Source organism: Paraburkholderia sp. J69-1, from assembly GCF_905220255.1.
Lineage (GTDB): Bacteria > Pseudomonadota > Gammaproteobacteria > Burkholderiales > Burkholderiaceae > Paraburkholderia.
The window spans coordinates 80679-106585 of the sequence record NZ_CAJMZG010000002.1; the positions used below are offsets into that span (position 1 = coordinate 80679).

Annotated in this window: 24 protein-coding genes, 1 pseudogene and 1 riboswitch; of the genes and pseudogenes, 9 read left to right on the forward strand and 16 right to left on the reverse strand. The window is 65.1% G+C overall.

Annotation, left to right across the window (positions count from 1 at the left end):
• Positions 1-103 precede the first annotated feature (103 nt).
• On the forward strand, positions 104-736 hold the full coding sequence (locus U5A67_RS03535) for a LysE family translocator (RefSeq protein ID WP_205982468.1): 633 nt from the start codon (positions 104-106) through the stop codon (positions 734-736).
• A gap of 42 nt (positions 737-778) precedes the next feature.
• On the opposite strand, the gene U5A67_RS03540 is transcribed toward U5A67_RS03535, so the two are convergent.
• Positions 779-1069 (reverse strand): YodC family protein, encoded by a 291-nt coding sequence (locus U5A67_RS03540; protein WP_205982467.1) that lies wholly within the window; start codon positions 1067-1069, stop codon positions 779-781.
• A gap of 433 nt (positions 1070-1502) precedes the next feature.
• On the opposite strand from U5A67_RS03540, the gene U5A67_RS03545 reads away from it, so the two are divergent.
• Positions 1503-1739 carry a hypothetical protein gene (locus U5A67_RS03545; RefSeq protein WP_321813069.1) on the forward strand — a complete coding sequence of 79 codons (237 nt, stop codon included), beginning with the start codon at positions 1503-1505 and terminating at the stop codon, positions 1737-1739.
• A gap of 8 nt (positions 1740-1747) precedes the next feature.
• Here U5A67_RS03545 and U5A67_RS03550 read toward each other — a convergent pair whose 3' ends face one another.
• From U5A67_RS03550 to U5A67_RS03565, 4 genes are all read right to left on the reverse strand, one after another.
• Positions 1748-2314 carry a carboxymuconolactone decarboxylase family protein gene (locus U5A67_RS03550; RefSeq protein WP_321813386.1) on the reverse strand — a complete coding sequence of 189 codons (567 nt, stop codon included), beginning with the start codon at positions 2312-2314 and terminating at the stop codon, positions 1748-1750.
• 48 nt (positions 2315-2362) lie between these two features.
• Positions 2363-3712, reverse strand: a complete 1350-nt coding sequence (locus tag U5A67_RS03555) for an aspartate aminotransferase family protein (protein WP_321813070.1) — start codon at positions 3710-3712, stop codon at positions 2363-2365.
• Positions 3713-3826: 114 nt separating this feature from the next.
• Complete coding sequence (locus U5A67_RS03560; protein WP_321813071.1) at positions 3827-4861, reverse strand: C45 family peptidase; 1035 nt, start codon at positions 4859-4861, stop codon at positions 3827-3829.
• 160 nt (positions 4862-5021) lie between these two features.
• Positions 5022-5882 carry a MurR/RpiR family transcriptional regulator gene (locus U5A67_RS03565; protein ID WP_205982665.1) on the reverse strand — a complete coding sequence of 287 codons (861 nt, stop codon included), beginning with the start codon at positions 5880-5882 and terminating at the stop codon, positions 5022-5024.
• 187 nt (positions 5883-6069) lie between these two features.
• Between U5A67_RS03565 and U5A67_RS03570 the strand changes: the two genes are divergently transcribed.
• Positions 6070-6681 (forward strand): rhomboid family intramembrane serine protease, encoded by a 612-nt coding sequence (locus tag U5A67_RS03570; protein WP_321813072.1) that lies wholly within the window; start codon positions 6070-6072, stop codon positions 6679-6681.
• Positions 6682-6687: 6 nt separating this feature from the next.
• On the opposite strand, the gene U5A67_RS03575 is transcribed toward U5A67_RS03570, so the two are convergent.
• A complete protein-coding gene (locus U5A67_RS03575) occupies positions 6688-7014 on the reverse strand; it encodes a hypothetical protein (protein WP_205982463.1) in 327 nt (108 codons plus the stop codon).
• A gap of 40 nt (positions 7015-7054) precedes the next feature.
• Positions 7055-7158: riboswitch (SAM-I-IV-variant riboswitch) on the reverse strand.
• Between the two features lie 156 nt (positions 7159-7314).
• On the opposite strand from U5A67_RS03575, the gene U5A67_RS03580 reads away from it, so the two are divergent.
• Entirely contained in the window at positions 7315-7992 is a 678-nt protein-coding gene (locus U5A67_RS03580; protein WP_321813073.1) for an HD domain-containing protein, read from the forward strand.
• Positions 7993-8028: 36 nt separating this feature from the next.
• Here the strand turns inward: U5A67_RS03580 and U5A67_RS03585 are convergent, their stop codons facing one another.
• Complete coding sequence (locus U5A67_RS03585; RefSeq protein WP_321813074.1) at positions 8029-9246, reverse strand: FAD-dependent monooxygenase; 1218 nt, start codon at positions 9244-9246, stop codon at positions 8029-8031.
• 178 nt (positions 9247-9424) lie between these two features.
• On the opposite strand from U5A67_RS03585, the gene U5A67_RS03590 reads away from it, so the two are divergent.
• Positions 9425-10354, forward strand: coding sequence for a LysR family transcriptional regulator (locus U5A67_RS03590; RefSeq protein ID WP_321813075.1), 930 nt, complete (start codon positions 9425-9427; stop codon positions 10352-10354).
• Positions 10355-10381: 27 nt separating this feature from the next.
• Here the strand turns inward: U5A67_RS03590 and U5A67_RS03595 are convergent, their stop codons facing one another.
• The 3 genes and pseudogenes from U5A67_RS03595 to U5A67_RS03605 all read right to left on the reverse strand — a co-directional run.
• Entirely contained in the window at positions 10382-11935 is a 1554-nt protein-coding gene (locus U5A67_RS03595) for a long-chain fatty acid--CoA ligase (protein WP_321813076.1), read from the reverse strand.
• Between the two features lie 80 nt (positions 11936-12015).
• Complete coding sequence (locus U5A67_RS03600) at positions 12016-13137, reverse strand: acyl-CoA dehydrogenase family protein (protein ID WP_321813077.1); 1122 nt, start codon at positions 13135-13137, stop codon at positions 12016-12018.
• Between the two features lie 160 nt (positions 13138-13297).
• Positions 13298-13966 (reverse strand): annotated as a pseudogene (locus U5A67_RS03605) (acetyl-CoA C-acyltransferase); the annotation flags it as partial.
• Between the two features lie 156 nt (positions 13967-14122).
• Here U5A67_RS03605 and U5A67_RS03610 point away from each other — a divergent pair.
• The gene (locus tag U5A67_RS03610) at positions 14123-14917 is read left to right on the forward strand and encodes an enoyl-CoA hydratase/isomerase family protein (RefSeq protein WP_321813078.1); all 795 of its coding nucleotides are present in this window, start codon (positions 14123-14125) and stop codon (positions 14915-14917) included.
• A 6-nt stretch (positions 14918-14923) separates the two neighbouring features.
• Here the strand turns inward: U5A67_RS03610 and U5A67_RS03615 are convergent, their stop codons facing one another.
• The 4 genes from U5A67_RS03615 to U5A67_RS03630 form a co-directional block, all read right to left on the reverse strand.
• Positions 14924-15544: a helix-turn-helix transcriptional regulator gene (locus U5A67_RS03615; protein WP_321813079.1), complete on the reverse strand. Its 621-nt coding sequence runs from the start codon at positions 15542-15544 to the stop codon at positions 14924-14926.
• A 12-nt stretch (positions 15545-15556) separates the two neighbouring features.
• Complete coding sequence (locus tag U5A67_RS03620; protein ID WP_321813080.1) at positions 15557-17803, reverse strand: helix-turn-helix transcriptional regulator; 2247 nt, start codon at positions 17801-17803, stop codon at positions 15557-15559.
• A gap of 188 nt (positions 17804-17991) precedes the next feature.
• Positions 17992-18936: an electron transfer flavoprotein subunit alpha/FixB family protein gene (locus U5A67_RS03625; RefSeq protein ID WP_321813081.1), complete on the reverse strand. Its 945-nt coding sequence runs from the start codon at positions 18934-18936 to the stop codon at positions 17992-17994.
• Positions 18937-18946: 10 nt separating this feature from the next.
• Entirely contained in the window at positions 18947-19696 is a 750-nt protein-coding gene (locus tag U5A67_RS03630) for an electron transfer flavoprotein subunit beta/FixA family protein (protein ID WP_321813082.1), read from the reverse strand.
• A 263-nt stretch (positions 19697-19959) separates the two neighbouring features.
• Here U5A67_RS03630 and U5A67_RS03635 point away from each other — a divergent pair, with 263 nt between their 5' ends.
• Positions 19960-20283, forward strand: coding sequence for an FxLYD domain-containing protein (locus U5A67_RS03635; protein WP_321813083.1), 324 nt, complete (start codon positions 19960-19962; stop codon positions 20281-20283).
• 28 nt (positions 20284-20311) lie between these two features.
• Here the strand turns inward: U5A67_RS03635 and U5A67_RS03640 are convergent, their stop codons facing one another.
• Positions 20312-21211, reverse strand: a complete 900-nt coding sequence (locus U5A67_RS03640; protein WP_321813084.1) for a LysR family transcriptional regulator — start codon at positions 21209-21211, stop codon at positions 20312-20314.
• 106 nt (positions 21212-21317) lie between these two features.
• On the opposite strand from U5A67_RS03640, the gene U5A67_RS03645 reads away from it, so the two are divergent.
• On the forward strand, positions 21318-22901 hold the full coding sequence (locus tag U5A67_RS03645) for an MFS transporter (protein WP_321813085.1): 1584 nt from the start codon (positions 21318-21320) through the stop codon (positions 22899-22901).
• Between the two features lie 108 nt (positions 22902-23009).
• On the opposite strand, the gene U5A67_RS03650 is transcribed toward U5A67_RS03645, so the two are convergent.
• On the reverse strand, positions 23010-24167 hold the full coding sequence (locus U5A67_RS03650) for a porin (RefSeq protein ID WP_205982432.1): 1158 nt from the start codon (positions 24165-24167) through the stop codon (positions 23010-23012).
• 661 nt (positions 24168-24828) lie between these two features.
• Here U5A67_RS03650 and U5A67_RS03655 point away from each other — a divergent pair.
• Positions 24829-25899, forward strand: coding sequence for an asparaginase (locus U5A67_RS03655; protein ID WP_321813086.1), 1071 nt, complete (start codon positions 24829-24831; stop codon positions 25897-25899).
• The last annotated feature ends 8 nt before the right edge of the window (positions 25900-25907 follow it).

The following is a 25907-nucleotide window of genomic DNA, read 5'->3' on the forward strand; positions in this document are numbered from 1 at the left end:
CGTCTTTCGCGTGAAATAATTAACGAATACACCGCTGCACCCGTTGCTTCCATCGCGCGTGCGCCTCCCCCAGCCGTCTGACCGCATCATCACGGAGCCCGCCATGCCTCATGTCGCCCCGCTGTTCGCTTTTGCCGCTGTCGCTCTTGGCATGGCGCTCACGCCCGGACCCAACATGATCTATTTGATCTCACGCTCGATCTGCCAGGGGCGCAAGGCGGGTTTGATTTCGCTAGGCGGCGTCGCGCTGGGCTTTATCTTCTATATGTTGTGCGCCGCGTTCGGCATTACCGCGCTGCTGATGGCCGTACCGTTTGCCTACGACGCGTTGCGCCTGGGCGGTGCGCTCTATCTGGCCTGGCTTGCGTGGCAGACGCTCAAGCCCGGCGGCCGCTCGCCGTTTCAGGTGCGCGAACTCACACCCGACCGGCCCGGCAAGCTGTTCCTGATGGGTTTCGTCACCAACCTGCTGAACCCGAAGGTCGCGATTCTTTATCTTTCGCTGCTGCCACAGTTCATCGATCCGAGCCAGGGCAGCGTGCTCAAGCAGTCGATCGAACTGGGCACGGTGCAGATCCTGCTGTCGATTACGATCAACGCCGCAGCGGCGATCACGGCAGGCACGATCGCATCGTTCCTCGCCGGGCGTCCGAAGTGGCTGGCGATCCAGCGCTATCTGATGGGTACGGTACTGGCCGGGCTTGCCGTGCGCATTGCCGCTGAAGGGCAACGCTAAAAGCAGGCGGCGGATGAAACGGGGCGCCAGCGCCTGAAGTGCTCAGGCGCCCTGGCGTCCGCCGATGCGCGCGGCAGGCATGCGCATCCGCACCGAGCCTGCCGATATCAGGCGCGGTTCCATTTTCACCATGTCCTGCGCGAACATGTCCTGGCGAAGTTCGCCTTGTTCGTCGAACCACTGGCAGATCAGCCAATGGCCGCTGGCAAAGCCAACCGGTCCTGCGTACATCACAGTCATGCGCGGGCCACCCGATTTGAGGGTGACCACGTCGCCAATACCCGCTTCGGCGTGATGCGGGCTTTCGGCGACCTCAACGGTCGTATCAAGCATTGGAATTCCCCGAGTAAAAAGCTCGTGCCTCGAATAGTCCCCGAAGCGGGTCTGAAACCCGCCTTCTACCGCCCCTTTTCGATAATGTTTTTGGGCGGCTTTCAATAAAGTCCGGCAAGGCTATCAATGCGGAATAAATCGTGCAAGCGATTTTATCCCGCCTACGGGAAAACCGCATTTTAGGTGCTCCGCCGATCCGGCTAATTGTCGTACTCGTAACGGCCGATCCGCGGCACGGCCACCGCCCTGCACGCGGCCACGGGCGCCACGCGGCACAAACAGTCTTATTATTTCCGCATCGACGTCATATTGCTGCAGAGAACGATTTAGCAAATAAACAACTCAGACCATCAACGGGAAAACACCTGAAAAACGTTCAGTCAACGGATTAACTGGACAGTCCAAATCGACAGAAAATCAGGCAGGAATATGCATGGAAACGTTTCCCGTCAAAAAACGTTCATACGTTTTATTTTTTACCCAGCGAACGATCAGATATTTAGTTTATGCGCCCAGCGTAATTAACCGACCGATTGGTAAATCACGCCGCCGAAATATGGCCGTCACGTCAGGCAAACAAAAAACGCCCCATACGGCGATAACCGCATGGGGCGCTGATCCCGCAACGCGGCGCGCAGGTCGCCGGGAAGTTGCCGTAAAGCCGCCGTGAAGCCGGGCTTACTCGGGGAACGGCAACGTCGTCTGGCCTTCCGCGCGCATGCCGAAGACATTGAGCGTCATCGCCACGAGCGCGTAGTAGCCCAGCAGACCAACGAGGTTGATCGTCGTCTCGTGGCCGAATCGTTCCACGGCTCGCGCGTAGATGGCATCGGATACGCGCTTCGTGTCGTAAAGCTCGGTCGTGAAGGCGTAGATCAGCGCGTCGTCGGCTTCGTCGAAGACGGGCTCGGCGCCCGTGCGGATCTGCTCGGCCAGCGCTTCGGGCACGCCCGCCCCGATCGCGATCGGATAGTGGATGTACCACTCTGCCTGCGCCTGCCAGCGCGACGCCGTCACGAGGATCGCCAGTTCCGAAAGGCGCAGCGAGAGCCCCGTGCTGTAGCGGCAGAACGCGCCCAGACGCTGGGCGTTCTGCGCCAGTTCCGGGCTATGGATCCAGCCGAGGAACGGGCCGTTCAGATTGCCGCGCGGGCCGGAGAGGATTTCGTCGAGCACCGCTTTCTGCTCGGGGGTCGCGCGCGCGGCCTCGAAGGCCGGCAGGCGCGGGTTCTGGGTTTGCGTCATCTGCGTCACTGATCTGCTCCGAATAAGGTTTCTGGCAAGCCGCCCGCGTCAGGCCGTCTGCATCACGCCCGTCGCCTGCAGCGCCGCGCCCACTGCCGCCGCAAGGCGCTCTTCGATCGTATCGATATCCTGCGCCGTGCAGATAAACGGCGGCGCGAGCAGGATGTGGTCGCCGTTCTGGCCGTCCACCGTGCCGCCCATCGGATAGACCATCAGGCCGCGCGCGAACGCTTCGCGCTTGATCGCGGCGTGCAGCTTGAGCGACGGGTCGAAGCTGGCCTTCGTCGCGCGGTCCTTGACCAGTTCCACGCCCACGAACAAGCCGCGCCCGCGCACGTCGCCGATATACGGATGCTCCGCGTAACGCTCGCGCAGCCGCGCGCGCAGTTGTTCGCCGCGCGCGAGCACGTTGTCGAGCAGTTTGTCTTCGGCGATCACGTGCTGCACTTCGAGCGCCGCCGCGCAGGCCGTCGCGTGGCCGATATACGTGTGGCCGTGCTGGAAATAGCCGCTGCCGCCCACGATGGTTTCATAGATGCGCTGGCTCACGAGCGTCGCGCCGATCGGCTGATAACCGGCGCCCAGCCCCTTCGCGATGGTCAGCAGATCGGGCGCCACGCCATCTTCGTCGCAGGCGAACAGATGGCCGGTGCGGCCCATGCCCGACATGATCTCGTCGAGAATCAGCAGCACGCCGTAGCGGTCGCACACCGCGCGGATCTTGCGGAAATACTCGCGCACCGGCGGCACCGCGCCGGCCGTCGCGCCCACCACGGTTTCGGCGACGAAGGCCGCGACGTTTTCCGCGCCCAGTTCGAGGATTTTCTGCTCGAGTTCGTCGGCCAGACGCTGTGCGTAGGCTTCGTCGCTCTCGCCGTCGAGCCGCTCGCGGTAGGCGTAGCACGGGCTCACGTGATGCGATTCGATCAGGATCGGCAGGAACGGCTCGCGGCGCCAGGCGTTGCCGCCGATCGCCAGCGCGCCCAGCGTATTGCCGTGATAGCTCTGGCGGCGCGCGATGAAATGACGGCGCGAGCGCTCGCCCTTCTCGACGAAATACTGGCGCGCGAGCTTGAGCGCAGCCTCGATCGCCTCGGAGCCGCCCGAGACGAAATAGACGTGATCGAGGCCCGCGGGCGCGCGCTCGATCAGGTAATCGGCGAGTTGTTCGGACGCTTCGGTCGTGAAAAACGACGTGTGCGCATACGGCAGCGCCTGCGCCTGGCGCTTGATCGCGTCGATCACGCGCTGGTTGCTGTGGCCGAGGCACGAGACGGCCGCACCGCCGCTCGCGTCGATATAGCGCTTGCCGGTGGAATCGATGATCTCGATGCCCTCGCCTGCGACCGCAACGGGCAGGGTCTGGCGGGGCATCCGGTGAAACACTTTGCTGGACATGGGTTTTCTCGCTGGAAGCGGATCTATCCGGGAAATCTGGGGGAATCCGGTCAAAAAATTCGGTCGAACCTTGCGGAAATGACGGGTGCGCTGCTCGGAGCGCGCCCGCCATCGTCATCGGATCGTCATCGACAAGGTGCGCGCGCCGTCTTGCCAGACGTCGAAGTTCACGCCGCCGGGCGCGATCTCCATGCAGGCGGTGGCGAGCGTGTTTTCATCGTCGGGATCGTGCGGATCGTCGCGGAAGATCGGCAGACCGGCGCCGCCGCGATCCTGCAGCGTGCGCACGAACGCCGCGCCGTCGGGCTGCGCGCCGAGTGCGGGCACGAGATCGGCGAGACGGGCCTGCCGGTCGCGCGAGGATTCGGTGACGATCTGCGCCTCGTTGGCGTGACCCGCGTGGATCAGGTGATTCGCGTGGCCCGAAGGCGCGCTCACTTCGAGCACCGAGGTGCGCTGCGCCGTGGCTTCCACGCTGTAGACGCGCACCGCGCCGGTTGCGTCGAGGCCGCCGACGGTATGGTGGAAGCCGCTCGCGCGCGGCGTATCGCGCAGCAGCGCGAGCGCGTCGTCGAGCGTGGCGGCGTCGAGCACGGCGCGCGCGAGAATCATGCGCGGCACGCCGGCGCGCGGTGCGCGGATACGCACGTTGTTGATCGCCTGCGCCACACCCGCGCGCGAAGCCGCGAACGTGTGGCCCGGCAGCGAGCCCGGATAGTAGAAGCTCACGAAGCCCGGCTTGCCTGCCGGCGCGACGTCGACCACCGCGCAGCGGCCGCGCAGATACGGGTCGCCATCTTCGTTATGGGCGATCAGCCCGCCAGCCGCATCGGCGCGCACGGCGAGCGTGGTGCAGCCGTCGGGCGCGTTGTGGATCAGTTCGCCGCGGCAGTTCCAGAGAAACAGATCGTGCGCGGGCCAGCCGAGCGCGGCCGCCATTGCGTCGAGTTCGGCCACATAAGCCGGGAAATGCTGTTCGGCCGCGGCGCGCAGTTGCGCCACGAACGGATGGCCGCGCCAGCGGCTCACGGCCTGCCAGGCGCTGCTCTGCGCCATATAGGGCCCGAAAACCGGCAGCGCGAGTTCGCCGAGCTGTTGCCCGATCTGTGCGGGCGTGCCGCCCATCTGGAAAGTCTTGAGTGCCTGCATCGTTTGACTCGCTGGTTGGCCAGTCCGAAGGTGTCGATGAGCGATTTATACGCTTCGCAACATATGTTGTCAAATGAATATCGACTTGCAACGAATGAATAACGGACAGGCGCAAAAAAGCCGCCTCGCAGGCGGCTCGTTCAGCGGCGAAATGCGTTATTCAAGGCACATAGGCGCCGCGCGCATTGAGCGAGCGCTCGGCCTCTTCGAGATGCGCCACCGCGCCCGTGCCTTCGAGCGCCAGCAGATGCGCGACCAGCGATTCCGCCAGCGCCGTCGCCGCTACCAGCGAGGGGAAAAACGACGGGCTCTCGTGCGTGAAGATCAGCACCTTTTCCGCGTTGAGCGCGATGGGCGAGACGGCGCTATCGGTGATCGCAATCAGCTTGCTGCCCTTTTCGAGCGCCGCTTCGGCCACGCGCACCGCTTCGACCGAGTACGGTGCGAAGCTGACAACGATCGTTGCGCTGTCGCGCTCGATGCCCAGCAACTGCATCTCCAGCGTGCCCGCCTCGCCACCGAGCAGCGAGACCTGCGGCCGGAACAGCCGATAGCCGTAGACAAGCCCGAACGCCACCGCGTAACACGAGCGGAAGCCCGCCACGTGCACATGTCTGGCCTTCTTGAGCACGCGCGCGGCTTCGATCATGGCGCGGGTGTTGTGCGCCGAACTGGCGTCGAGATTGTGCTGCTGGGCGGCCAGCAGATCGCGCGCGAGCGCGTCTTTCGCGCTGCCCGCGACCAGCGAGCGGGCGCGGCTCGACAACGGTTCGGGACGCGTGCGCACCCGCGCGACGAACAGATCGCGCAATTCGTTCCAGCCCGGAAAGCCAAGCTGCTGGGACAAGCGCACGAGCGACGCGGGCTGCACCTGGGCGCGTTCGGCCACCTTGCGCATCGACGACACCGCGACTTCGTCGGGATGGTCGAGCAGGAAGGCCGCACCGGTCTGGAATTGCGGGCTCAGTTCGGAGAAGCGCGCGCGGATGAGCGCGGCGAGCTGGTCGAAGCTTTCGGGCATATCGATGAGCGGATCAGGCCGGACAGTGGGCGACAACAAATGTTACCACTGGTGTTGCGGGGTGTTGCAAGCGAGTGGGCGCCGCTTTGCCCCGCGATCAAGCCCGCGCGCCGGAAAATGCGCGCGCCGCGTCAGCCGGTCTATAGTGCATGCCAACCACGCCCGCCCATAGAGAACGATCCCACGTATGTCCGCCCTCGACCTTTCCTCCGGCGCCCCGCGCGCCTCCCTTTTCGAGCAGATCAAGGCGCGCGTCGTGCTGCTCGGGCTGTTCGTCGGCTCGATGTGGGCGGTGTTTTTTGTCTCGGCGGCGCTGCCGTTTCTGCAACTCACTCGCCACGGCGTCGTGCCGCGCACGTTCAGCGGCCTTCAGGGCATTCTGTTTGCGCCGTGGCTGCACGCGGGCCTTTATCACATCGCCGCGAATACGCCGGGCCTGTTGGCGCTCGGCTGGCTGTGCATGTGGCCGCGCATCGCCAACTTCTGGCAGGCGACCATCGGTGCGATGCTCGGCGCCGGGCTATGCGCGTGGCTGCTCGGCGCGCCGTACTCGGTCCATATCGGCGCGAGCGGGATCGTGTTCGGCTATGCGGGCTATCTGGTGGCGTATGGCTTTTACAACCGTAAGCCCGTGCCGGTGCTCGTCGCGCTGTTTGTGGCGTTCAGCTACGGAGCGAGCATGTTGAGCGGCGTCCTGCCGATCACGCCCGGCGTGTCCTGGCAAAGCCATCTGGGCGGCGCAATCGGCGGCATTCTGGCGGCGAAAGCATTCCGCCAGCGCCGGGTGCTGCAGCCCTGAGACCGTTCAGGCCGCCGCTTCCCGAACGAACTGATGCTCGACGCTCGCACGCGCCACGCCGTCGAGTGCCGCGAGTTGCTCGCGCACCTCAATGGCCTGCCGCTCCGTCATATCGACGAGGACGATGCGCTGCTCGAGCAATCCCGCGCAACGGGTCACGGCCCATTGCTCGACGTTCGCGCGGCGCGTTTCGAGCGCGGCGGCAGCCGTCGATACCACCGAGGGATTGAGGCTCGACACGAGCCGGACCGTATGCGTGAGCTTGAGACCAGGAAGCCGCTGCAGCCCGCTTTCGACGCTTGCAGGACAGAAGGAAGAGAGATCGTTGCGCATAGTTGCTCCCGGATGATGGGTTATCGAACCGGTGCCGGCTATGCTCCCGTTTCGTTGCCATGAATTGGCCGCATCGCCCCAAGGGCTTCCACCTTGCCCGGGTGGGCAGGTTGGCGTCGGCTGAGCCGACTCTAGATGCATCAGATTTTGCATGTTCGAGATACCGAACATGCAATCTATTATAGCGAATATTTTCGCCATTAGGGCAAGGACAAAAAACCGTCGCGCGCGATCGGCCTGGTCACGGTTTTTGCGGTGCTGTCCGGGCGTAACCGGTTTATCGATTAAGAACGCAAACCCATGAATAACGTATTGATCCGAATCGCCGATGCCTTCGCGCCTTATGGCGACGCGATCCGCGCCGCCCTCCTGCAAACAGGCATCGACGATTCGAGCGGTGACGGCTCGCACGACTGGTCACATCTGGTGCGCGTGTGGAAGCTCGTGAAGCAAATCTCGGCGCATGAAACGGCTGTCGATCTGGAGATGCTGGCCATCGCCACACTGCTGCACGATTGCGTGCCGGTCGAAAAGTCTGACCCGCGCCGCGCGCTGGCCTCGCAGTTATCCGCGGACAAAGCGCGCGATGTGCTGAAAGCGATCGGATGGGACACGGCGCGCATCGAGGCCACGGCACACGTGATCGAAGCGCACAGTTTTTCGGCGAATATCGCGCCGCGCTCGCTGGAAGCACGCATTCTGCGCGATGCGGACCGCCTCGATGCCATCGGCGCCATTGGCATCGCGCGCACGTTCTATGTGGCGGGCCGCATGGGTTCGCGGCTCTACGATTTCGACGATCCACTCGCGCGCGAACGCAGGCCGGACGACACAACGTTTGCGCTCGATCATTTCGACGTGAAGCTGCTGAAACTGGCCGATGGCATGAGCACCGAAGGCGCGCAACGGATTGCGCAGAAGCGTGTTGCCATCATGCGCCAGTTCGTTCAGGACCTCGCGGACGAAATCACCGCCTGAAATTAGCGCCCGAAATAAGCGTCAGAAATCAGCACCTCAAAGCCAGGTGCCGCCCTGACGCTCATCCGGTTCTTCCGCCAGCGCGTCGAAATCGTGAATCCAGTCGAGATGGTGCAGCAGGCTCTCGCGCTCGCCGAGCCGCGCGTTGCGCGCCTGCGCCGCCGGACCATCCGGCAGATGCAGCACGTCCGCTGTCGTGATCGACGCGTATTGCACCTTGCGCGTGCGGCCGCGCCGCAGACGTTCATACGCTTCCTGCGCCTCGCGCCAGTTGCCCGGTCCCGCCTTCGCCAGTTGCGCGGCCAGCACCACGGCATCCTCGATCGACTGGTTCGCGCCCTGACCGTGATGCGGCACGAGCGCGTGGGCCGCGTCGCCGATCAGCGTCACGCGCCCCTTGCTCCAGCGCCCGAGCGGCGGCCGATGAAAAAGCCCCCAGCGCTGGCTGATCGGCACCGCCGTGATCATCTCGACAACCGCCGGATGCCAGTCCTTGAACAGGCGTAGCTGCTCGCCTTCCGTCGCAGGCAACACCCAGTCGCGCGACGGCCACGGCGAAGGATGCCGCTCGACCAGCAGAAAGTTCTGGTCGCCTCGATCGCCGATCGGATAGTGCAGCAGGTGGCCGCCGGGCCCGACCCAGAACTGGATCGTCTCGGGGTCCGGCAAGCGCGGCATGCGTTCGGCCGGCACGACGCCGCGAAAGCCCGAGCAACCGGAATACAGCGCGTCGTCGTAACCCAGCATCCAGCGGCGCGTGATCGAGCGCGCGCCGTCCGCGCCAATCACCAGATCGGCATCGACACGCTCGCCGTTATCGAACCCAAGCGTCACGCGATCGGCGTGCTGCGTCAGTTCCGTCAGCCGATGACCGAGCTTGATGTGCTCGAACCCCACCGCCGTGGACAGCACCGCCTGCAAATCGGCGCGATGCACGCCCCAGTAAGCACCGCCGAACTGCTCGCGATAATCCGGCGAGCCGCGATGATGGCCGATCACCTCGCCGCTGCGGCCATCGCGATAGATCAGGCCCGGCACATCGGCGCACATGCGCTCGAACGCCGCGCGCAGGCCCATTCGTTCGTAGAAGCGCGTCGCGTTGGCGGAGAGCGCGACGGCCGCGCCGACCTCGCGCAGTTCATCGGTCTGCTCGAAAAGTTGCGCATCGATGCCGTGCTCGCGCAGCGCGAGCGCCAGCGTCAACCCGCCGATGCCCGCACCGACGATCGCAATCTTCAGATTCATTCGCGTCATGAATGTGTCTCCTGTGTCTCGATTTATACGTACAGGCCGCACGTCGATTCCGTGGACCGTGTCGGTATTTTCAGCACTGGACTTTCATTGCTCAATAAGATGCAATGAATCGTCTTCATCACTGAAAAGAATGAGACCCGCGCGGGCGGACGCTCAGACGAACAATCAGACGAACACCATGGAACTGGCCGATCTCGACCTCAATCTGCTGCTGCTTTTCCAGCGCCTCATGCAGGAGCGGCGCGTGGCGACAGTCGCCGAGCAGATGAACATGAGCCAGCCCGGCGTCAGCAATGCGCTCGCCAAGCTGCGCCGTCTGCTGGGCGATCCGCTGTTCGTGCGCGCGCCGGGCGGTGTCGTGCCCACACCGTATGCGCTGCGTCTTTCCGAGCCGGTGTCGCAGGCGCTCGCGACCTTGCACGCGGCGCTCAATCCGCTGACGGGTTTCGATCCGCTGCGCGCGTCGCGAACCATCACGATCGGCATGACCGATATCGGCGAAGTGGTGTTTCTGCCTGCGCTGGTCGAGCGGCTGTCGCGCGAAGCGCCCGGCGTCGCGCTCAATACCGTGCGCAATACCAGCGTCAATCTCGCCGATGAAATGGCCGATGGCCGCGTCGATCTGGCGATCGGCCTGCTGCCGCAACTCAAGGGTGGGTTCTATCAGCGCCGCCTGTTCGATCAGCGCTATGTGTGTCTGATGCGCCAGGGGCATCCGCTCGAAGAGGCGCCCATGACGCTCGCGTCGTGGCGCGAGGCCGAGCATCTGGTCGTGGTGTCGGCGGGCACCGGTCACGGCCAGGTGGACGAATGGCTGAAGCGGCGCGGCGTGCGCCGGCAGGTGCGGGTGACCGTGCCGCACTTCATGAGCGTGGGCTACATCCTGCAACGCACCGATCTGATCGCGACCGTGCCGGAAACGCTGGCCCAGCAACTCGCACCGCTGTTCTCGCTGAGCCTGCGCGCGCTGCCGATCAACCTGCCTTCGGCGCCGATCCATCTACTCTGGCATTCGCGCGTCCAGCAGGACGAAGGCAATCGCTGGCTGCGCGAGCGGGTGATCGAGCTGTTTGCGGATACCACGGCGCGCGCGCCGCGCCGTGGTTAAAAGCTGGCGCAGCGGCGAGCGTCCCCCTCAATTCACCTTCTTCGCCTGCCCTTCCCAGAACGGCGCGCGCAGATCGCGCTTGAGAATCTTGCCCGCGCCGGACAAAGGCATCGACGTGCGGAACTCCACGCTCTTCGGGCATTTGTAGTTCGCAATCAGCGTGCGGCAATGCTCGCGAATCTGCTCTTCTGCCAGATCCTCACCCGGCCGCAGCACGACGATCGCATGTACGGTTTCGCCCCAGGCCGCGCTCGGAATGCCGATCACCGCGCACATCGCCACCGACGGATGCCGGCCGATCGCGCTTTCCACTTCCGCCGAATAGACGTTCTCGCCGCCGCTCACGATCATGTCCTTCATGCGATCGACGATGAAAATGTAGCCCGCGTCGTCCATATACGCGCCGTCGCCGGTATGCAGCCAGCCGTCGCGCAGCGCGCTGGCGGTTTCGGCCGGCTTGTTCCAGTAGCCGCGCGTGACGCTCGGCCCGCGAATGACGATCTCGCCCACCACGCCGCGCGGCACTTCCTGGCCCAGTTCGTCGACGATTCTGACCGAGGTGCCCCATGCCGCGCGCCCGACCGATAGCGACAAGCCCTTCGCCCGCCCCGCTTCGCCGTGGTTCTCGGGCGGATTCGTCGTGACGACCATCGCCTCGGTCAGCCCGTACGACTGCGAAAATTCCACGCCCGGAAACAGCGCCATGGTGCGCTCCAGCACCGAAGCGACAATCGGCGACGCGCCATACACAAGCCGCTTCACGCTGCTCAAATCGCGCCTGCCGAATTCGGGATGGTCGATCAGCGCCTGGATCATGGTCGGCACGAGGCCGACTTCGGTGACGCGTTCGCGCTCGATCGTCTCCAGCACTTCCAGCGCGTTGAACGCCGGAATGACGACGTGCGTTTCGCCCGCGATGAACTGGTTGATCGCCCGCGACAGCGCTGCCATATGAAACAGCGGCGCGGCGTGCAGGCTGCGGCCATGCCGGATGGGCGGCGCTTCCGCCACGCGTTGCACGCAGCCGCTCCAGATATTGCGATGACTCTGCATCACGCCTTTCGGAAAGCCCGTGGTGCCGCCCGTGTACATGACGATGGCGAGATCCTCGTAGCCGCGCCACGCGTCTTCGACCGGCGCGGTCTGCGCGATCAGCGCTTCGTAGGACTGCATGCCGTCCGGCGCGTCGCGCTCGCCCATGTAGATGAACAGCGGCGCACGCTTCGCCGTCTTCGCGATGCCCGCCGCCATCGGCAGAAAATGATCGTCGATCAAGAGGATGCCCGTATCGCAGTCGTCGAGCGAATAGACGACTTCCGGCACGCTCCAGCGGATATTCACCGGATTGAGCACGCCGCCGCCCCACCAGACGGCCATGCAGGTTTCGAGGTAACGGTCCGAGTTGAGCGCGAGCACGCCGACGCGGTCGTCGGTGGCCATGCCGGACGCCTTGAGCGCGCCCGCCAGCCGCGCGACGCGCGCGGCGAATTCGCCGTAATGGCGCACGCGGCCGCGAAAGATCGTGGCGATCCGCTCCGGTGTCTGCTGAAGGCAGCGATGGATGCTATTGGTGAGATGCAACTTCGTCTCCTGATAATGTGTCTTTCAGACTTGCCGATGCGCGTAGCGACGCGCGGGCGGCTATCGGATTCAGGCAGGGTTCAGGCCGCCATGGCTGCGCAGTAGCGCTCCATGTGGGCGTCGGTATCGCCGAGCAGCACGTCCGTCATGGTCAGATAGCGGAAATAATCGCTCACTTCGAGTTCGTCCGTCACGCCCATGCCGCCGTGCAGTTGCACCGCCTGCTGGCCGACGAAGCGCGCGGCGCGCGCCACGATCACCTTGGCCCCGGACACCATGCGACGGCGCGCCGAAAGATCGGGCTCGTCGAGCGCTTTGGCGGCCACATACGCCATCGACAGCGCGCATTCCTTTTGCACCAGCATATCGGCGAGACGGTGCTGCAGCGCCTGGAACGCCGCGAGCGGCTGGCCGAACTGGCGGCGCGTGAGCAGATAATCGCGCGTCAGGTCGATCAGACGTTCCATCGCGCCCGCCGCCGCCGCGCATTGCGCCGCAATGCCGTGATCGAGACCGTGTTCGAGCGCTTCCAGACCTTGATCCTGCCCGCCGAGCAGCGCATCGGCGTCGAGCCGCACGCAATCGAAGCGAAGATCCGCGCCGTGCTGGCCGTCGATCGCCGGGTACTGCGCGATCGTCACGCCCGCCGCGTCGCGCGGCACCAGAAACAGCGCCAGTTTGCCGTCGAGCCGCGCGCTGACGATCCACGCATCGGCGCTATGGCCGTGCCAGACCAGACACTTTACGCCGCTCAATTCCCAGCCCGCGCCCGCGCGCGTGGCCGTGCATTGCGCCGCATCAACGCGATAACGCGAGGCCGGTTCGAGCCACGCGGCCGTCAGCACGCGCTGACCGGTGGCGATGGCGGGCAGCCAGTGCGCCTTGTGCGCGTCGCTGCCGTAGCGCGTCAGGATCGCCGCGGCAATGACCGCGCACGGAATCACCGGCTCCAGCACGATGCCGCGCCCCAGTTCGCGCTGCACGACGAGTTGCGTCGCCGCGCTTTCCTCGAAGCCGCTGAACGCGGCCGGAATCGTGAGCCCGAGCACGCCCATTTCCGCGAGCGTCGCCCACATGCCGCGATCGAAGCTGGCACCCGCGCGCATGATGGTGCGCCGCCGCGCAAAACCGTAATCCGTTTCGATCAGGCGGCGCAGGCTGTCGGCCAGCATCTGCTGCTCTTCGCTGTAGTTGAAGTCCATGTTCGCCTCGCTGCGCTCAGGTGTTCAGAATCATGCGGGCGATGATGCCGCGCTGCACTTCGTTCGTACCGCCGTAAATCGAGGTCTTTCGCATATCGAAGTAACTCGCGGTGGCGGCGCTCGCCCATGCCGGACTGCCTCGCTCCATGCACCTGAATGCGTCGCGGGCGAACAGCACCGTTTCGCCCTTACGTTGCGGCACCGGCACCGGGACGACTTCGGCTTCGAAACGGCCGCTTTTCCAGCCATCGCTTGCGCGTTGATGGCTGCGCGCCGCGTAGAGATCGCTTTGCGCACGCGTGATGCCGTAGTCGCGCGCGAGGTTTTCGGCGGTTTCCGCCGCGCCGCCCGCCATCACGCCGTACCGGCTGACCGGCTGCGAATTCACGCGGCCACGGTCGAGACGGTCGTGCAGCGCCACGTCGCCCAGCCGCGCGCCCCAACGCATGCGCGTGCTGTAGTACTCGATATTGCTCATGCTTTCGACGCCCGCGACCAGCACGCAATCGGCCGCACCGGTCTGGATCTGCATGGCCGCATCGATCACGGCCTGCAAGCCCGAGCCGCAGCGGCGATCCACCGCGTAGCCCGAAACATGTTCCGGCAGCCCCGCCAGCGACGCCGCATAACGGCCGATGCAAGGCGCCTCGCTCGACTGGTACGACTGCGCGACGATCACCTCGTCGACGGATTCGGCCGGCGCGCCCGAACGCTGCAAGACCGCACGCAGGACGTGCGCGGCGAGATCGGCGGCCGAAAGCGGCGTGAGCGAGCCGCCAAACTTGCCGACCGGCGTGCGGAGCGGGGAAACGATATAAGCGTGAGCCATGACGGGTCCGGGAAAAGCGCGGCAGACGGCGGCGCGATGGGGACCAGTAGGCCAGTGCGGCAGATGCAGGAAGCCACCGCGCATGGGGGGGTTAGCGGGGGCACGACTGTCAGATTCTTGGAGGTGTCATTCACACCCCTCACGGAGACGACCACCATGCCCGCATCCCTGCGCAACTTGCGCCACGCCACGCTCAACATCGAGGACGGCATCGCCGAATTCACCCATCAGCGGCCCGAGGCCCGCAACGCGCTTTCGATGGAACTGCGCGACGATTACGCCGATCTCCTCGACACCGTGGAGCGCGATCGCAGCATCCGCGTGCTGATCGTGACGGGCGCGGGCGGCAGCTTCTGCGCGGGCGGCGATCTGAAGTCGATGACCGGCGCGCGCGAGCGGCCGGAAACGGGCGCGCCCGAGGCGATCCGGCGTCGCGTGCTGCAGGCGCACGGCTGGATGCAGCGCTTGCGCAATCTCGAACTGCCCGTGATTGCGGCGGTGGACGGCGCGGCGGTGGGCGCCGGCTTTTCGCTCGCGCTGGCCGCCGATTTCGTGCTGGCTTCGTCGCGCGAGTTCTTCTGCATGTCATTCGCGAAAGTCGGCCTCGTGCCCGATCTGGGCGCGGCCTGGCTGCTGCCGCGCGTGATCGGCATGTCGGCGGCGAAAGAACTCGTGCTGACGGCGCGCAAACTGGGCGCGGAAGAAGCGCAGCAGCTTGGCATCGTGCACGCGATCCACGCGCCCGAAACGCTCGCCGACGATGCACGCGCATTCGCCCAGCGCTTTGTCGCGGCGCCGCGCGAAGCGTTGGGTCGCGGAACTGGAATGCGCGGCGCAAGCGGTGGCGTCGAGCGTGCCGTTCCACGCCCAGGCAATCGAAGCCTTTCTCGAAGGCCGCCCGCCGCTGTACGACTGGGAGCGACAGCCGCACGCCTGAGCAAGCGCCTTTGAAGAGCCTTAGACGGCAGGTGCCTCGCCTTCGTGCGGGGCCCATTCGAGGTCGCGCATGCGTTCGACGGCCTCGTCGCGCCCGCTCACGCCGAGCTTGCCGTAGATATTGGTCAGATGCCACTTCACGGTTTCGGGCGACAGGCCCAGCGTGCGCGCGATTTTCTTCGTGCTGAGCGCTTCGGCCAGCAGCTTCACCACGTCTATTTCGCGCTCGCTCAAAGCCTTCATGCCGATGGGCGCAGCGCGACGGCGCGCGCTTGCCGCGCCATTGCTGCCTGCTTCGGCGGCTTCCGCGCGCGGCGGACGTGCGGCCCGAAGCCGCTCGACGTAAAACGCCAGCACCGGATCGAGCGGCGCTTCCCGCGCCACTTCGCCGATCAGATCGAGCGCCGATGCATCGGCGTCCAGCAGGCTGCGCAACAGCCCCAGCCGATGCCCAAGGCGCAGCGCTTCCAGCACGTTGGCCCGCGCCGGCACGGCACGGCCAAGTCGCCGGTCGACCACGGCGCGCTGCAAACGCAGCGTCGCCACCAGGCCGAGACGGCCGCGCGCCTCGCACCAGGCAATCAACGCATCGAGTTGCAAGGCGGCCGGTTCGAGATCGCCGGTAGCGATCAGAAAGCGCACGGTTGCCGTGCGCTACGCGAAACGCAATCCATTGAACGTGGCCGATGCATCGTCTTGCGCAGCGCCGTCGTCGAGTGCCTGCAGGCGTTGCAGGCAGGCCTGCGCCGTATTGATCTCGCCCAGCGCGAGACGGCGGAACACCTGCGTGGCGAGGCTCACGCCCAGCACGCGCGGCAAACCCGTCGCCACGCCGATTTCCTCGAGCCGTTCGAGCCACGCAAACGCATCGAGCCGATGTCCCGCCGCCCAGCGCGCGCCCGAGAGCACCAGCAGCCCGCGCAGCACGACATCCGATACCGCCACGCGCTCCAGCACGTCGACGCGCCGCTCCAGCAATTCGCGCGCTTCCTCGTTCTGGTTCTGCTCGTAGAGCACTTCGCTGAGCAACGCCGCCGCCACGCAGGCGGGCTGATTGCACGCGCGGCCGTGGCGTTCGGCTTCGCGCAGCACGGCGCGGTAGATGCGTTCGGCCTGATTCATCTGGCCTTCCATCGCATAGCTCAGGCCGACGAAACAGCGCCCCATCAAGGCGCCCGCGCCCGTGCCGAGCAAGGGCGCGCCGGCGTTGCCGCTATCGGCGGCGGTCGGCAACTGAATATCGCGGGCCTGCTCGTATTCGCCGCGCTGCATGTGGATCCACGAGACGATGTTGTTGCGCCCCGCAATCGAGACGCGATCCGCGGCGGGCGGCGGGTCGAGCAGCTTCGGCAGCAGCGCGATTGCCGCGGCGGCGTTGTCGCGCTGGATCGCGAGCGCGGCGCGCAGCACCAGCACGGTGAAACGATCGGCGGCGGCGTTGGCGGGCAGATCGGCGTCGAGCGCGTTCAGACTCGCGGTGCAGGCGTCCCATTCGAAATGGAACAGTTGCTGGCGCGCCATCCAGATGCGCAGCGTCAGGCTCGACTGCACCTGCGCAAGCGGCAACTGCCGCACCAGCGCGGCCAGCGTGCGCATCTGCCCGTTCACGAACAGCGACTGCGCGAACTGCTCGATCAGCGCCGCTGCGCGCGCGGCCTCGCCGGCCTTGAGCGTGTGATGCACCGCCTCGCCCAGATGACCGTGCTCCAGAAACCATTGCCGCGCGCATGCATGCACCTCGCGCTGCGCGCCATCGCTCCAGCTTTCGAACCGTTCGAGCAAGGTCTGCTGCAACAGCGGATGCAGCCGATACCAGGTCTCCTGCCCGGTCTGATTGAGCGGCGTGATAAAGAGATTGTCGTTTTCGAGGCGCTCCAGCAGCGCCATTGTGCCGGGCGCATCGGGCACGTCGCGCGCGAGCAGCGCGGTACACAGCGATGCACAAAAACGATCACACGCCGCCGCGCGCGTGAGCAGATTCAGTTCGGCGGGCGCGAGCTTCGACAACACCTCGCGTTCGAAGAACAGCGCGAACGTGCGCGCGTCGCGCACCTGTTCCTGAATCGCCATATCGACGGCGCCCGCCGTGGCCGCGCGGCGCTTCTTTTTCAGGCTCAGCGAAAAAAGTTGCAGACCCGACACCCAGCCATCGGTCAATTCATTGAGACGCCGTGCGCTGGCGACATCGACATCGCCCAGTTGCGCTTTCAGGAAACCTTCCGCTTCGTCGGCGGAGAGTTTCAGGTCGCTCATATTGAGTTCGAGCGTCATGTCCTGGGCGCGCAGGCGATCCATTGCGAGCGGAATCGGGCCGCGCGACGCGAACGCCAGATGCAGATTTGGCGGCGCGTAATCGAGCAGCCATTGCAGCGCTTCGAGAATGCGCGGCTCGGTGACGTGATGCAGATCGTCGAGTGCGATGACCAGTTCGCGCCGATGGCTCACGATACCGCGCACGAGCGCAATCACCGTGCGCTCGACGCCATCCTGATCCATGCCGAAATCTTCGAGCAGCATGGCTTCGCGCGAGATCGCCGGATCGACGCGCGCCACGCTCGATAGCAGATAGTCGAGCCAGACGCCGGGATCGTTGTCGTCTTCGTCGAGCGAGAGCCAGGCGACGTCGTAGCCGAGCGGCGCGAGCGCCCGGCACCAGGCCGACAACGAAGTGGTTTTGCCGTAGCCCGCAGGACTTTGCAGAACGAAACAACGGCGCTTGCGCTCCGCAAGCAGGCGCGCGATCAGCGCGTCGCGCGCGAGCGTGCGCTTGTTGCTGCGCGGCACCGCCAGCTTGCTGCTGACGAGCGGTTTGAGCGTGGCCGCGCCTGCGTGATCGCACGCGCTTGCGCCATGGTCGGACAGAGTGGAATCGTGCTTCATGAAGTGCGACGGCGTAAACATCGATCCTCTGGATACTACACTTCGCTGCGCGCAGTGACTCTGGTGGCGTACCCTGGTCACAGGGCATTTTGTCGCCGGGCACCGGTCGCCTAACACGATCTCAAAAAGCAAAAACGCAAAAAGACAGAGACTGCGGACAGTCTCTGTCAAACATCGTTTCCGATGAAACCTGCGTTAAAACACCACGTTTACAGCGCTGCGACGAGTTCAGGCACCGCTTCGAAAAGATCGGCCTCGAGACCGAAATCGGCTACTCCGAAAATAGGTGCTTCGGCATCCTTATTGATTGCGACGATCACCTTCGAATCCTTCATGCCGGCAAGGTGCTGGATCGCGCCGGAAATGCCGCACGCGAAATACACCTGCGGCGCGACGATCTTGCCGGTCTGCCCCACTTGCCAGTCGTTGGGCGCGAACCCGGCGTCGACGGCGGCGCGGCTCGCACCCAGCGCAGCGCCGAGTTTGTCGGCCAAAGGCGTTAGCACGGCGTTGAATTTATCGCTGCTGCCCAGCGCCCGGCCGCCGCTGACGACAATGCGCGCATCGGCCAGTTCGGGACGCTCGTTCTTCGTCACGACACGTTCGACGAAGGCGCTCAAGCCGCTATCCGCAACCGGCGCGATACTTTCGACCGCAGCCGCACCGCCTTGCGCCGAAGCGGCATCGAAGCCCGTCATGCGAACCGTGATGACTTGCACCGCTTGCGCGCTTTGCACCGTTTGAATCGCGTTGCCCGCGTAGATCGGGCGCTCGAATGTATCCGCGCTCACCACGCGCGTGATTTCGGAGATCTGCGCGACGTCGAGTTGTGCGGCCACGCGCGGCGCGACGTTCTTGCCGGTGCTCGTCGCCGCAAAAAGGATGTGCCCGTAGCCAGGCGCGCTGGCCAGCACCTGTGCGGCGAGATTTTCTGCCAGCGAATCCGCCAGCGCCGCGCCATCGGCGTGCAGCACCTTCGCAACGCCCGCGATGCGCGCCGCCGCTTGCGCCGCGCCCGCAGCGTGATGACCGGCCACCAGCACATGCACTTCGGCGCCGCATTGCACCGCGGCCGTGACCACATTGAGCGTCGCCGATTTAATCGAAACGTGATCGTGTTCCGCCACGACCAGCACTGTTTTACCCGCAGTCATTTGCCTGTCCTCAGATCACTTTCGCTTCGTTTTTCAGCTTCGCCACCAGCGTGGCGACATCGGGCACCTTGATGCCTGCCGCGCGTGCTGCGGGTTCGGCGGTGTTCAGCGTGGCCAGACGCGGCGTCACGTCCACGCCAAGCTGCGCGGGCGTGGTCGTGTCGAGCGGCTTTTTCTTCGCCTTCATGATGTTGGGCAGCGTGGCGTAGCGCGGCTCGTTCAGCCGCAGATCGGTGGTGACGATCGCCGGCAGCGCAATCTGCACCGTTTCCAGCCCGCCGTCGATCTCGCGCGTGACGCGCGCCTTGCCATCGACAATGTCGAGCTTGCTTGCAAACGTGGCCTGCGGGCGCCCAGCCAGCGCCGCCAGCATCTGCCCGGTCTGGTTGCAGTCATCGTCGATGGCTTGTTTGCCGAGCAGCACCAGTTGCGGCGCTTCCTTGTCCATCAGCGCCTTGAGCAGCTTCGCAACGGCCAGCGGTTCGAGCGCCGTTTCCGTTTCGATCAGTACGCCGCGGTCCGCGCCGATCGCCATCGCCGTGCGCAGCGTTTCCTGGCAGGCCGCCGGGCCGCACGACACGGCGACCACTTCGCTGACCACGCCCTGCTCCTTCAACCTCACCGCTTCTTCCACGGCGATTTCGTCGAACGGATTGAGGCTCATCTTGACGTTCGCGAGATCGACGCCCGAGCCGTCGGCCTTGACGCGCACTTTCACGTTGGCGTCCACCACGCGCTTGATTGCTACCAACACCTTCATGTCTTCCTCCAGATCATTGCGATCGATGCCGCCATGCCGACAACCATAAGGTGGGGCGCGTGCATTGCACCCACCCGGAAGCGGTGGGCGGTCCGGCTCGCGGCATCGGGAGAGATAAAGGGCGCGATCGCGCCGTGTGACTCAGGCTAAGCGCAGCGCGCAATGGCCGTCAGGCCAGGCGATTTATCGGAATTTCCTCATATTTCGGCGGCGCGCTGTGCGCTTCAATTGAGCGGCCTTTCAACCAGATGGGAGAAATCGTCATGAAGAAAACGCTCATCGCAGCGGCACTCGCGATCGCCTCGCTTGCCGCGCACGCGCAAGGTTCACTGGAATTGCGCGAGCTGCGCGGCGTCGTCGACCCCGGCGGCATCACGGGCTATATCAGCGGCATCGCCACCAACACGTCCGGCGCGCGCATCGATCACGCCACCATCACGATCAATCTGCTCAACGCGCAAGGCGAGATTCTGGGCACGACATCGGCGAGCGGTTCCGGCCTTGCGCCGGGCCAGCACTGGCGCTTTCGCGCGCCCACTTCGATGCCTTACGACGTTTCGGTCGTGGCGATGGTGAAAGCGTCCTGAGCGAGCCGCGATCCACCGGCGCCGCCCGTCATGATCCGGCGCCCTTTATCGTCCCCGAGCGCGCCACGAGCCGCAGAAACGCCCGCACCGCAGGCGCGCGTTCATGCTTGCGGTACACGAGCGCGAGTTCGGAAGTGATCGGCTTGCCGGCGATCGGCCGGTACACGATGCCCGGCAAGGTCACGCAACCGGCCAGCGCGTCGGGAATCACGCCCACCCAGCCGTTCACCGACACGCACGCGAGCACCGCCAGCAAGCCGCCCGGGCGCGCCGCAATGCGCGGCACGAAGCGCCCGCGCCGCGCCAGTTCCATCGTGCCGAATTCCTGTTCCGGCACGGCAAAACTGGCTTCGGCGAGATCGGCGGCGCGCAGCGTCTCGCATTCGGCGTAGCTCGATCCGGCGGGCACCGCCGCCACGAAGGCATCGCGCTGCAGCGTGAACATGCACAGGGAGTCCGGCAGCGCGAGCGGCGGGCGCACATAGGCGATGTCGAGCAAGCCGGTTTCCAGACGGCGCCCCACATCGTCCATGGCGATTTCGGTCACGCTCACTTCCACGCGCGGCCAGGCGGCGCGGAATTCGCCGATCGAGCGCTGCAACGCGCCCGAATACACCGCCGACGACACATAACCCGCCACGATGCGCCCCGCCTCGCCGCGCGCGGCCAGCGCCGCCATTTCCTCGCCGCGCTGCAGATGCTCCAGCGCTGCCGCCGCTTCGGGCAGATAGGCTTCGCCCGCCGCCGTCAGCGTGACCGCCGTGCGCGAGCGGTGAAACAGGCGCGTGCCCAGATGCCGCTCGGCCTCCTGGATATGGCGCGTGAGCGCAGGCGGCGCCATGTCCAGTTCCTCGGCGGCGCGTGCGAAATGCAGATGGCGCGCCACGCTCAGGAACGCTCGCAGGTGGCGCAGTTCGATACGGCTCATGATTGTTAATTTTGCGAAGCAAATCGCTATTTTATGGCAATGACTGCTAAGCGTCGATGATGCGACGATGCGTTCGGATCTTTCGCTCATCTGCCCGCCCACTTTCATGTCCGACACTGCCGTTTCCAGCGCGCCCGCCGATACCGCATCAATCGACGCAACCCCCGCCAGCGCTACCAGATTTTCCCAGCGCCATCCGCACATCACGCTCACGGTCGCCTCCGCCACTTGCGCCTTGATCGTGCTCGACACCAATGTGGTCGCGGTTTCGCTGCCCTCGATCGCACACTCGTTCCACGCGAGCTTCGCGCAGATCGAGTGGGTCGTGAGCGCCTACATGACCGCGTTCGCGGCCTGCCTGCTGCCAGCGGGCGCGCTAGCCGACCGATTCGGGCGCCGCCGCACGCTGCTCGGCGGTCTCGTGCTGTTCGCGCTCGCCTCGCTGGCTTGCGGCGCGGCGCCCACCGCCAGCGCGTTGATCGCCGCGCGCGCCGTGAAAGGCGTCGGCGCGGCACTGCTGCTCACCGCCGCGCTTTCCGTGATCGCGCACCGCTTTGCCCACGGACCGGCGCGCGAGCGCGCATGGGCGATCTGGGGCATGTGCATGGGCATCGCCACCACGCTCGCGCCGTGGATCGGGGGCGCCATCACGCAATGGGCGGGCTGGCGCTGGATTTTCCTGATGAATCCGCCGATCTGCCTCGCGCTCGGCATCGGCGCATGGCTGGCAATCGACGAATCGCGCGATCCGCATGCAAGACGCCTCGACGCGCCCGGCAGCCTGCTGTTCGCCGCCGCGCTCGCCTGCGGCGTGTGGGCCTTGATCGGCATTCCCGCGCATGGCTGGGATTCGGCAGCCACGCTTGGGCGCGTCGCTGCGAGCGCCGTGCTGATGGGCGCGTTTATCTGCGCCGAACGCTTGCAGAACCGGCCGATGGTCGATCTCGCGCTATTTGGCCGCGCGCGCTTTGTCGGCGCCTTGCTGGCGATGTTCGGCTATGCGGCCTGCGCGCAGGTCATGATGACCTTCCTGCCGCTCTATCTGCAGATTGCGTTCGGCTTTTCCGCGCTGGCTGCGGGGCTCGGCATGCTGCCGTTCGCCGTGGCGATGATCGTCGGGCCGACGCTGGGCGCCGCGCTCTCGCGCCGGATCGCGACGGGCGGCGTGCTGAGCGTGGGACTCGCGCTGATCGGCGCAGGCAATCTGGCGACGGCGGCCTGCGCCGCGAGCGGTCACTACGCCTATGTGGCGCTGGCGATGCTCGTGACCGGCACCGGCGCGGGCATCATGAATGGCGATACGCAAAAAGCCATCATGGCTTGCGTGCCGCCGCAGCGAACCGGCATGGCGTCGGGTATCAGCACGACGACACGTTTTGCGGCCATCGTCACTTCGGTCGGCGTATTGGGCGCGGTGCTCGCGGCGCGCACGCATGGCGCGCTTGCGCATCTCGTGGCCGCATCGCCTGCCGCCGCGCGTGCCGTCGACGCGCATTTCATGGCAAGCCTGCTTGCGGGCGATCTCGCCGATACACTGCGCACGCTCGACGCATCCGTCGTCCAGGTGCTTGCAAAAGCCGCCCCGCTTGCATTCGCGCAGGGTTTTGCGTGGGCCTTGTTGCTGAGCGGCGGTTTCGCGCTCATCGCTGCCGCGGCGGTCAAACTGCTCATGCGCGCCAACGAAGCTTGATACTTCGTTGTACGCGCAACCAAAACAAAACGGGCCCGCTAAAAAAAGCGGGCCCGTTTTTCAGTCGACCATCACGCGCGGTAAAACCACACCGCGCGATTCAGGCGATCAGAATGCGTGACGCATGCCGACCGTGACCGCCACCTGCGTGTCCGTCGACGACGGCGACAGCGTGTTGATCATCGCGTGCGACAGGACCGAACCTTCCGGCGCGCCGTGGACGTTCTGGTACACGCCTTCCAGGTAGAAGTCGGTGCGCTTGCTGATCGCGTAGTCCGTCTGGATCATGCCCGTGTTCCAGCCCGGGTTCGAGCCGTTGTACGCGCCGTGCGTGTACGTGTAGGCGCCCGAAACCGACCATGCCGGCGTGATCGCGTACTTGATGTTCGCTTCGTAGTTGTCCAGACGCAGCGAGCCCGCGAGCGAGCCTGCCGACGAATCGCCGCTGCCCAGGTACGTGCCCGTGCCGAACGAGAACACGCCCGACGCGTTGTCGATCTGCGAGTGGCTCCACACGAGGCCGGCCGTGACCGGGCCGTACGTGTAGTTACCGCCCACCGACCAGACACGCTGGCGTTGTGCGATGAAGTTCGCGCTGGTGTCGCCCGACGTCACTGCGCCGCTGCTGGTGCCTGCGCTGTTCAGTTGCAGGTAGCCTGCTGCGAGGTTCAGCGGGCCTTGTGCGTACGACACTGCGAAGCCATACGAGCGGTTGTTCGCGAAGTTGGTCTGGTTGCTGAACGAGTACATCGTCTCGAACGTCACGCCGTACCACGTCGGGCTTGCGTACTTGACCGAGTTGTTGATGACGACCGAGTTAGCTGCGAGGTTGTCGTTCTCGAACGGGTGCGCTGCGAGGCTGCCGCCCCACGTGTTGAATTCAGCCGTGAGCGGGCCCACGAGGTCGTTCATCACGTCGAACTGGCGGCCGAACGTCACCGTGCCGTATTGATCCGTCTGCAGACCGACCCATGCCTGCGAGCCAAACATGTCGCCCGAGAATGCCTGCGCGCCGTTGTTCAGGATAAAGCCCTGCTCGAGCTTGAAGATCGCCTTCAGGCCGCCGCCGAGGTCTTCCGTACCCTTGAGGCCGAACACCGTGTTCTGCGTGGAGCTGCTATTCAGTTGCCAGTTGCTGTGGCCCATCTGGTTGTTCGTGTAGACGAGACCGGTATCGATGAGGCCGTACAGCGTGACACTGCTTTGCGCGTGAGCGGAAACTGCGAACGCGCCGGTCAGTGCGAGGGCGATTAGCGATTTTTTCATGTTTTATGGCTCCGAGTTTGGGCGTTAATTCATTGAATCGAATGCGCTTTCCACGTGACACATGCCGCTGCGCAAACCTCATTGGCAGATCGATGCGAATGAGGCTTCAATTGCGCAACACCCCGATAATGACGAGCGATTATTGCGGACAATGCAATGGCCGCGCCGGCTTGCAGGGACACAAAAAAGGCAGGCTTGCACGTACGCTCGTGGCGTCGTGCCGCGTGGCAGGAAATACGATCACGCGAATCATAAGGCTTCGAAAATAAAAATTGCGTCGAAATTGAATTGGCGTTGCGCCAAAAGAACACCCCACTATGAAGTACACAAAAGACTGTGCTTGGCGGGTCCCGAATAAGCATTGAGGCAATCGTCCGGCAGCGCTTATGCAGTGCAATAGCGCCCCAAAAAAGCGCATAAAAACACTAAATCGGCGATTCAGACTGCGACGTAAAGCAAATGAAATGTTGAGAACCGGAAAATTGAATTCGCATCGATTTTGATGGTTGTGAACATCCACATCGATCAATGAACGTTCAATGAATATTCAATTGGGAATTCGAATGAGGAATAGCGTCACGCAATAACGTTAGAATTCGCGGTATCAGAATCGCCCGGCACGCAAGCGGCATTCGATCCGCCAGGCTCACGGAGACACACCATGACCACCGATTTTTCGCAGACCGCTGCCGTTGTGTATCGCGGCGGTATCGTCGAGAGTACGCATCGCGCGCATATTGCCGTGGTCGAGGCGAGCGGCCAGATGCTGCAGGCCTTCAACGATCCGCATCGGCTCACGCTCGTGCGCTCGGCGGCCAAGCCCGCGCAGGCGCTGGCCGTGATCGAAACCGGCGCGCTGGAACGTTTTGGTTTCGACGATGGCGATCTCGCGCTCATGTGCGGGTCGAACAGCAGCGAGCCGCGCCATATCGAACGTACGCGCAGCATGCTGGCCAAAGTGGGCGTGAACGAAGACGCCATGCGTTGCGGCGGCCACGCGCCCCTATCGGACGCGGTCTGGCGCGACTGGATCAAACGCGGTTTCGAGCCCACGCCGGCGTGCAGCAACTGCTCGGGCAAGCACGCGGGCATGCTCGCGGCGGCGAGCGCGATGGGCGCACCCGTCGAGGATTACCACGCGGCCGGGCACCCGCTGCAATTGCGCGTAAAACAGACGGTCGCGTCCGTCTGCGATCTGCCCGACGACGACGTGCAATGGGGTATCGACGGCTGCAATCTGCCGACGCCGGCCTTCCCGCTCGACCGCCTCGCGCGGCTTTACGCGAAGCTCGCGCAGGCCGCCGATACGGATACGGATACCCAAACGCAGGACGCACGCACGCAAGCGCTCGCGCGCATCTATCGCGCGATGACGACGCACCCGGAGATGGTCGCGGGCGAGCAGCGCTTCTGCACGACGCTGATGCGCGCGTTTGGCGGCGATCTGGTCGGCAAGGTGGGCGCGGATGGGAGTTACGCGATTGGCGTGCGGCGCGCCGCCCTGAGCGGCGCGTTGCCGGGCGCCACACGCGCGATCGGCATTGCGGTCAAGGTGGAGGACGGCAATGTCGGCGCGCTCTATGCGATCGTCGTGGCCGTGCTCAGGCAACTGGGCATCGGCACGACGGCACAGCTGGACGCGTTGCGCGCCTTCGACCAGCCGCGCATCCGCAATACGAAGGGCGTGGAAACCGGCGGCATGGACGTGCGCGGCGACCTGATCAAACGCTGATCGCCGCG

Excerpts from the sequence above, each read along its gene's own strand:
- U5A67_RS03540 (WP_205982467.1), bottom strand. The coding sequence starts at position 1,069 with ATGCTTGATACGACCGTTGAGGTCGCCGAAAGCCCGCATCACGCCGAA.
- U5A67_RS03555 (WP_321813070.1), bottom strand. The coding sequence starts at position 3,712 with ATGTCCAGCAAAGTGTTTCACCGGATGCCCCGCCAGACCCTGCCCGTT.
- U5A67_RS03630 (WP_321813082.1), bottom strand. The coding sequence starts at position 19,696 with ATGAAGGTGTTGGTAGCAATCAAGCGCGTGGTGGACGCCAACGTGAAA.
- U5A67_RS03535 (WP_205982468.1), top strand. The coding sequence starts at position 104 with ATGCCTCATGTCGCCCCGCTGTTCGCTTTTGCCGCTGTCGCTCTTGGC.
- U5A67_RS03570 (WP_321813072.1), top strand. The coding sequence starts at position 6,070 with ATGTCCGCCCTCGACCTTTCCTCCGGCGCCCCGCGCGCCTCCCTTTTC.
- U5A67_RS03545 (WP_321813069.1), top strand. The coding sequence starts at position 1,503 with ATGGAAACGTTTCCCGTCAAAAAACGTTCATACGTTTTATTTTTTACC.
- U5A67_RS03590 (WP_321813075.1), top strand. The coding sequence starts at position 9,425 with ATGGAACTGGCCGATCTCGACCTCAATCTGCTGCTGCTTTTCCAGCGC.
- U5A67_RS03640 (WP_321813084.1), bottom strand. The coding sequence starts at position 21,211 with ATGAGCCGTATCGAACTGCGCCACCTGCGAGCGTTCCTGAGCGTGGCG.
- U5A67_RS03585 (WP_321813074.1), bottom strand. The coding sequence starts at position 9,246 with ATGACGCGAATGAATCTGAAGATTGCGATCGTCGGTGCGGGCATCGGC.
- U5A67_RS03580 (WP_321813073.1), top strand. The coding sequence starts at position 7,315 with ATGAATAACGTATTGATCCGAATCGCCGATGCCTTCGCGCCTTATGGC.
- U5A67_RS03565 (WP_205982665.1), bottom strand. The coding sequence starts at position 5,882 with ATGCCCGAAAGCTTCGACCAGCTCGCCGCGCTCATCCGCGCGCGCTTC.
- U5A67_RS03635 (WP_321813083.1), top strand. The coding sequence starts at position 19,960 with ATGAAGAAAACGCTCATCGCAGCGGCACTCGCGATCGCCTCGCTTGCC.
- U5A67_RS03645 (WP_321813085.1), top strand. The coding sequence starts at position 21,318 with ATGTCCGACACTGCCGTTTCCAGCGCGCCCGCCGATACCGCATCAATC.
- U5A67_RS03655 (WP_321813086.1), top strand. The coding sequence starts at position 24,829 with ATGACCACCGATTTTTCGCAGACCGCTGCCGTTGTGTATCGCGGCGGT.
- U5A67_RS03610 (WP_321813078.1), top strand. The coding sequence starts at position 14,123 with ATGCCCGCATCCCTGCGCAACTTGCGCCACGCCACGCTCAACATCGAG.
- U5A67_RS03600 (WP_321813077.1), bottom strand. The coding sequence starts at position 13,137 with ATGGACTTCAACTACAGCGAAGAGCAGCAGATGCTGGCCGACAGCCTG.
- U5A67_RS03575 (WP_205982463.1), bottom strand. The coding sequence starts at position 7,014 with ATGCGCAACGATCTCTCTTCCTTCTGTCCTGCAAGCGTCGAAAGCGGG.
- U5A67_RS03650 (WP_205982432.1), bottom strand. The coding sequence starts at position 24,167 with ATGAAAAAATCGCTAATCGCCCTCGCACTGACCGGCGCGTTCGCAGTT.
- U5A67_RS03625 (WP_321813081.1), bottom strand. The coding sequence starts at position 18,936 with ATGACTGCGGGTAAAACAGTGCTGGTCGTGGCGGAACACGATCACGTT.
- U5A67_RS03620 (WP_321813080.1), bottom strand. The coding sequence starts at position 17,803 with ATGTTTACGCCGTCGCACTTCATGAAGCACGATTCCACTCTGTCCGAC.
- U5A67_RS03560 (WP_321813071.1), bottom strand. The coding sequence starts at position 4,861 with ATGCAGGCACTCAAGACTTTCCAGATGGGCGGCACGCCCGCACAGATC.
- U5A67_RS03550 (WP_321813386.1), bottom strand. The coding sequence starts at position 2,314 with ATGACGCAAACCCAGAACCCGCGCCTGCCGGCCTTCGAGGCCGCGCGC.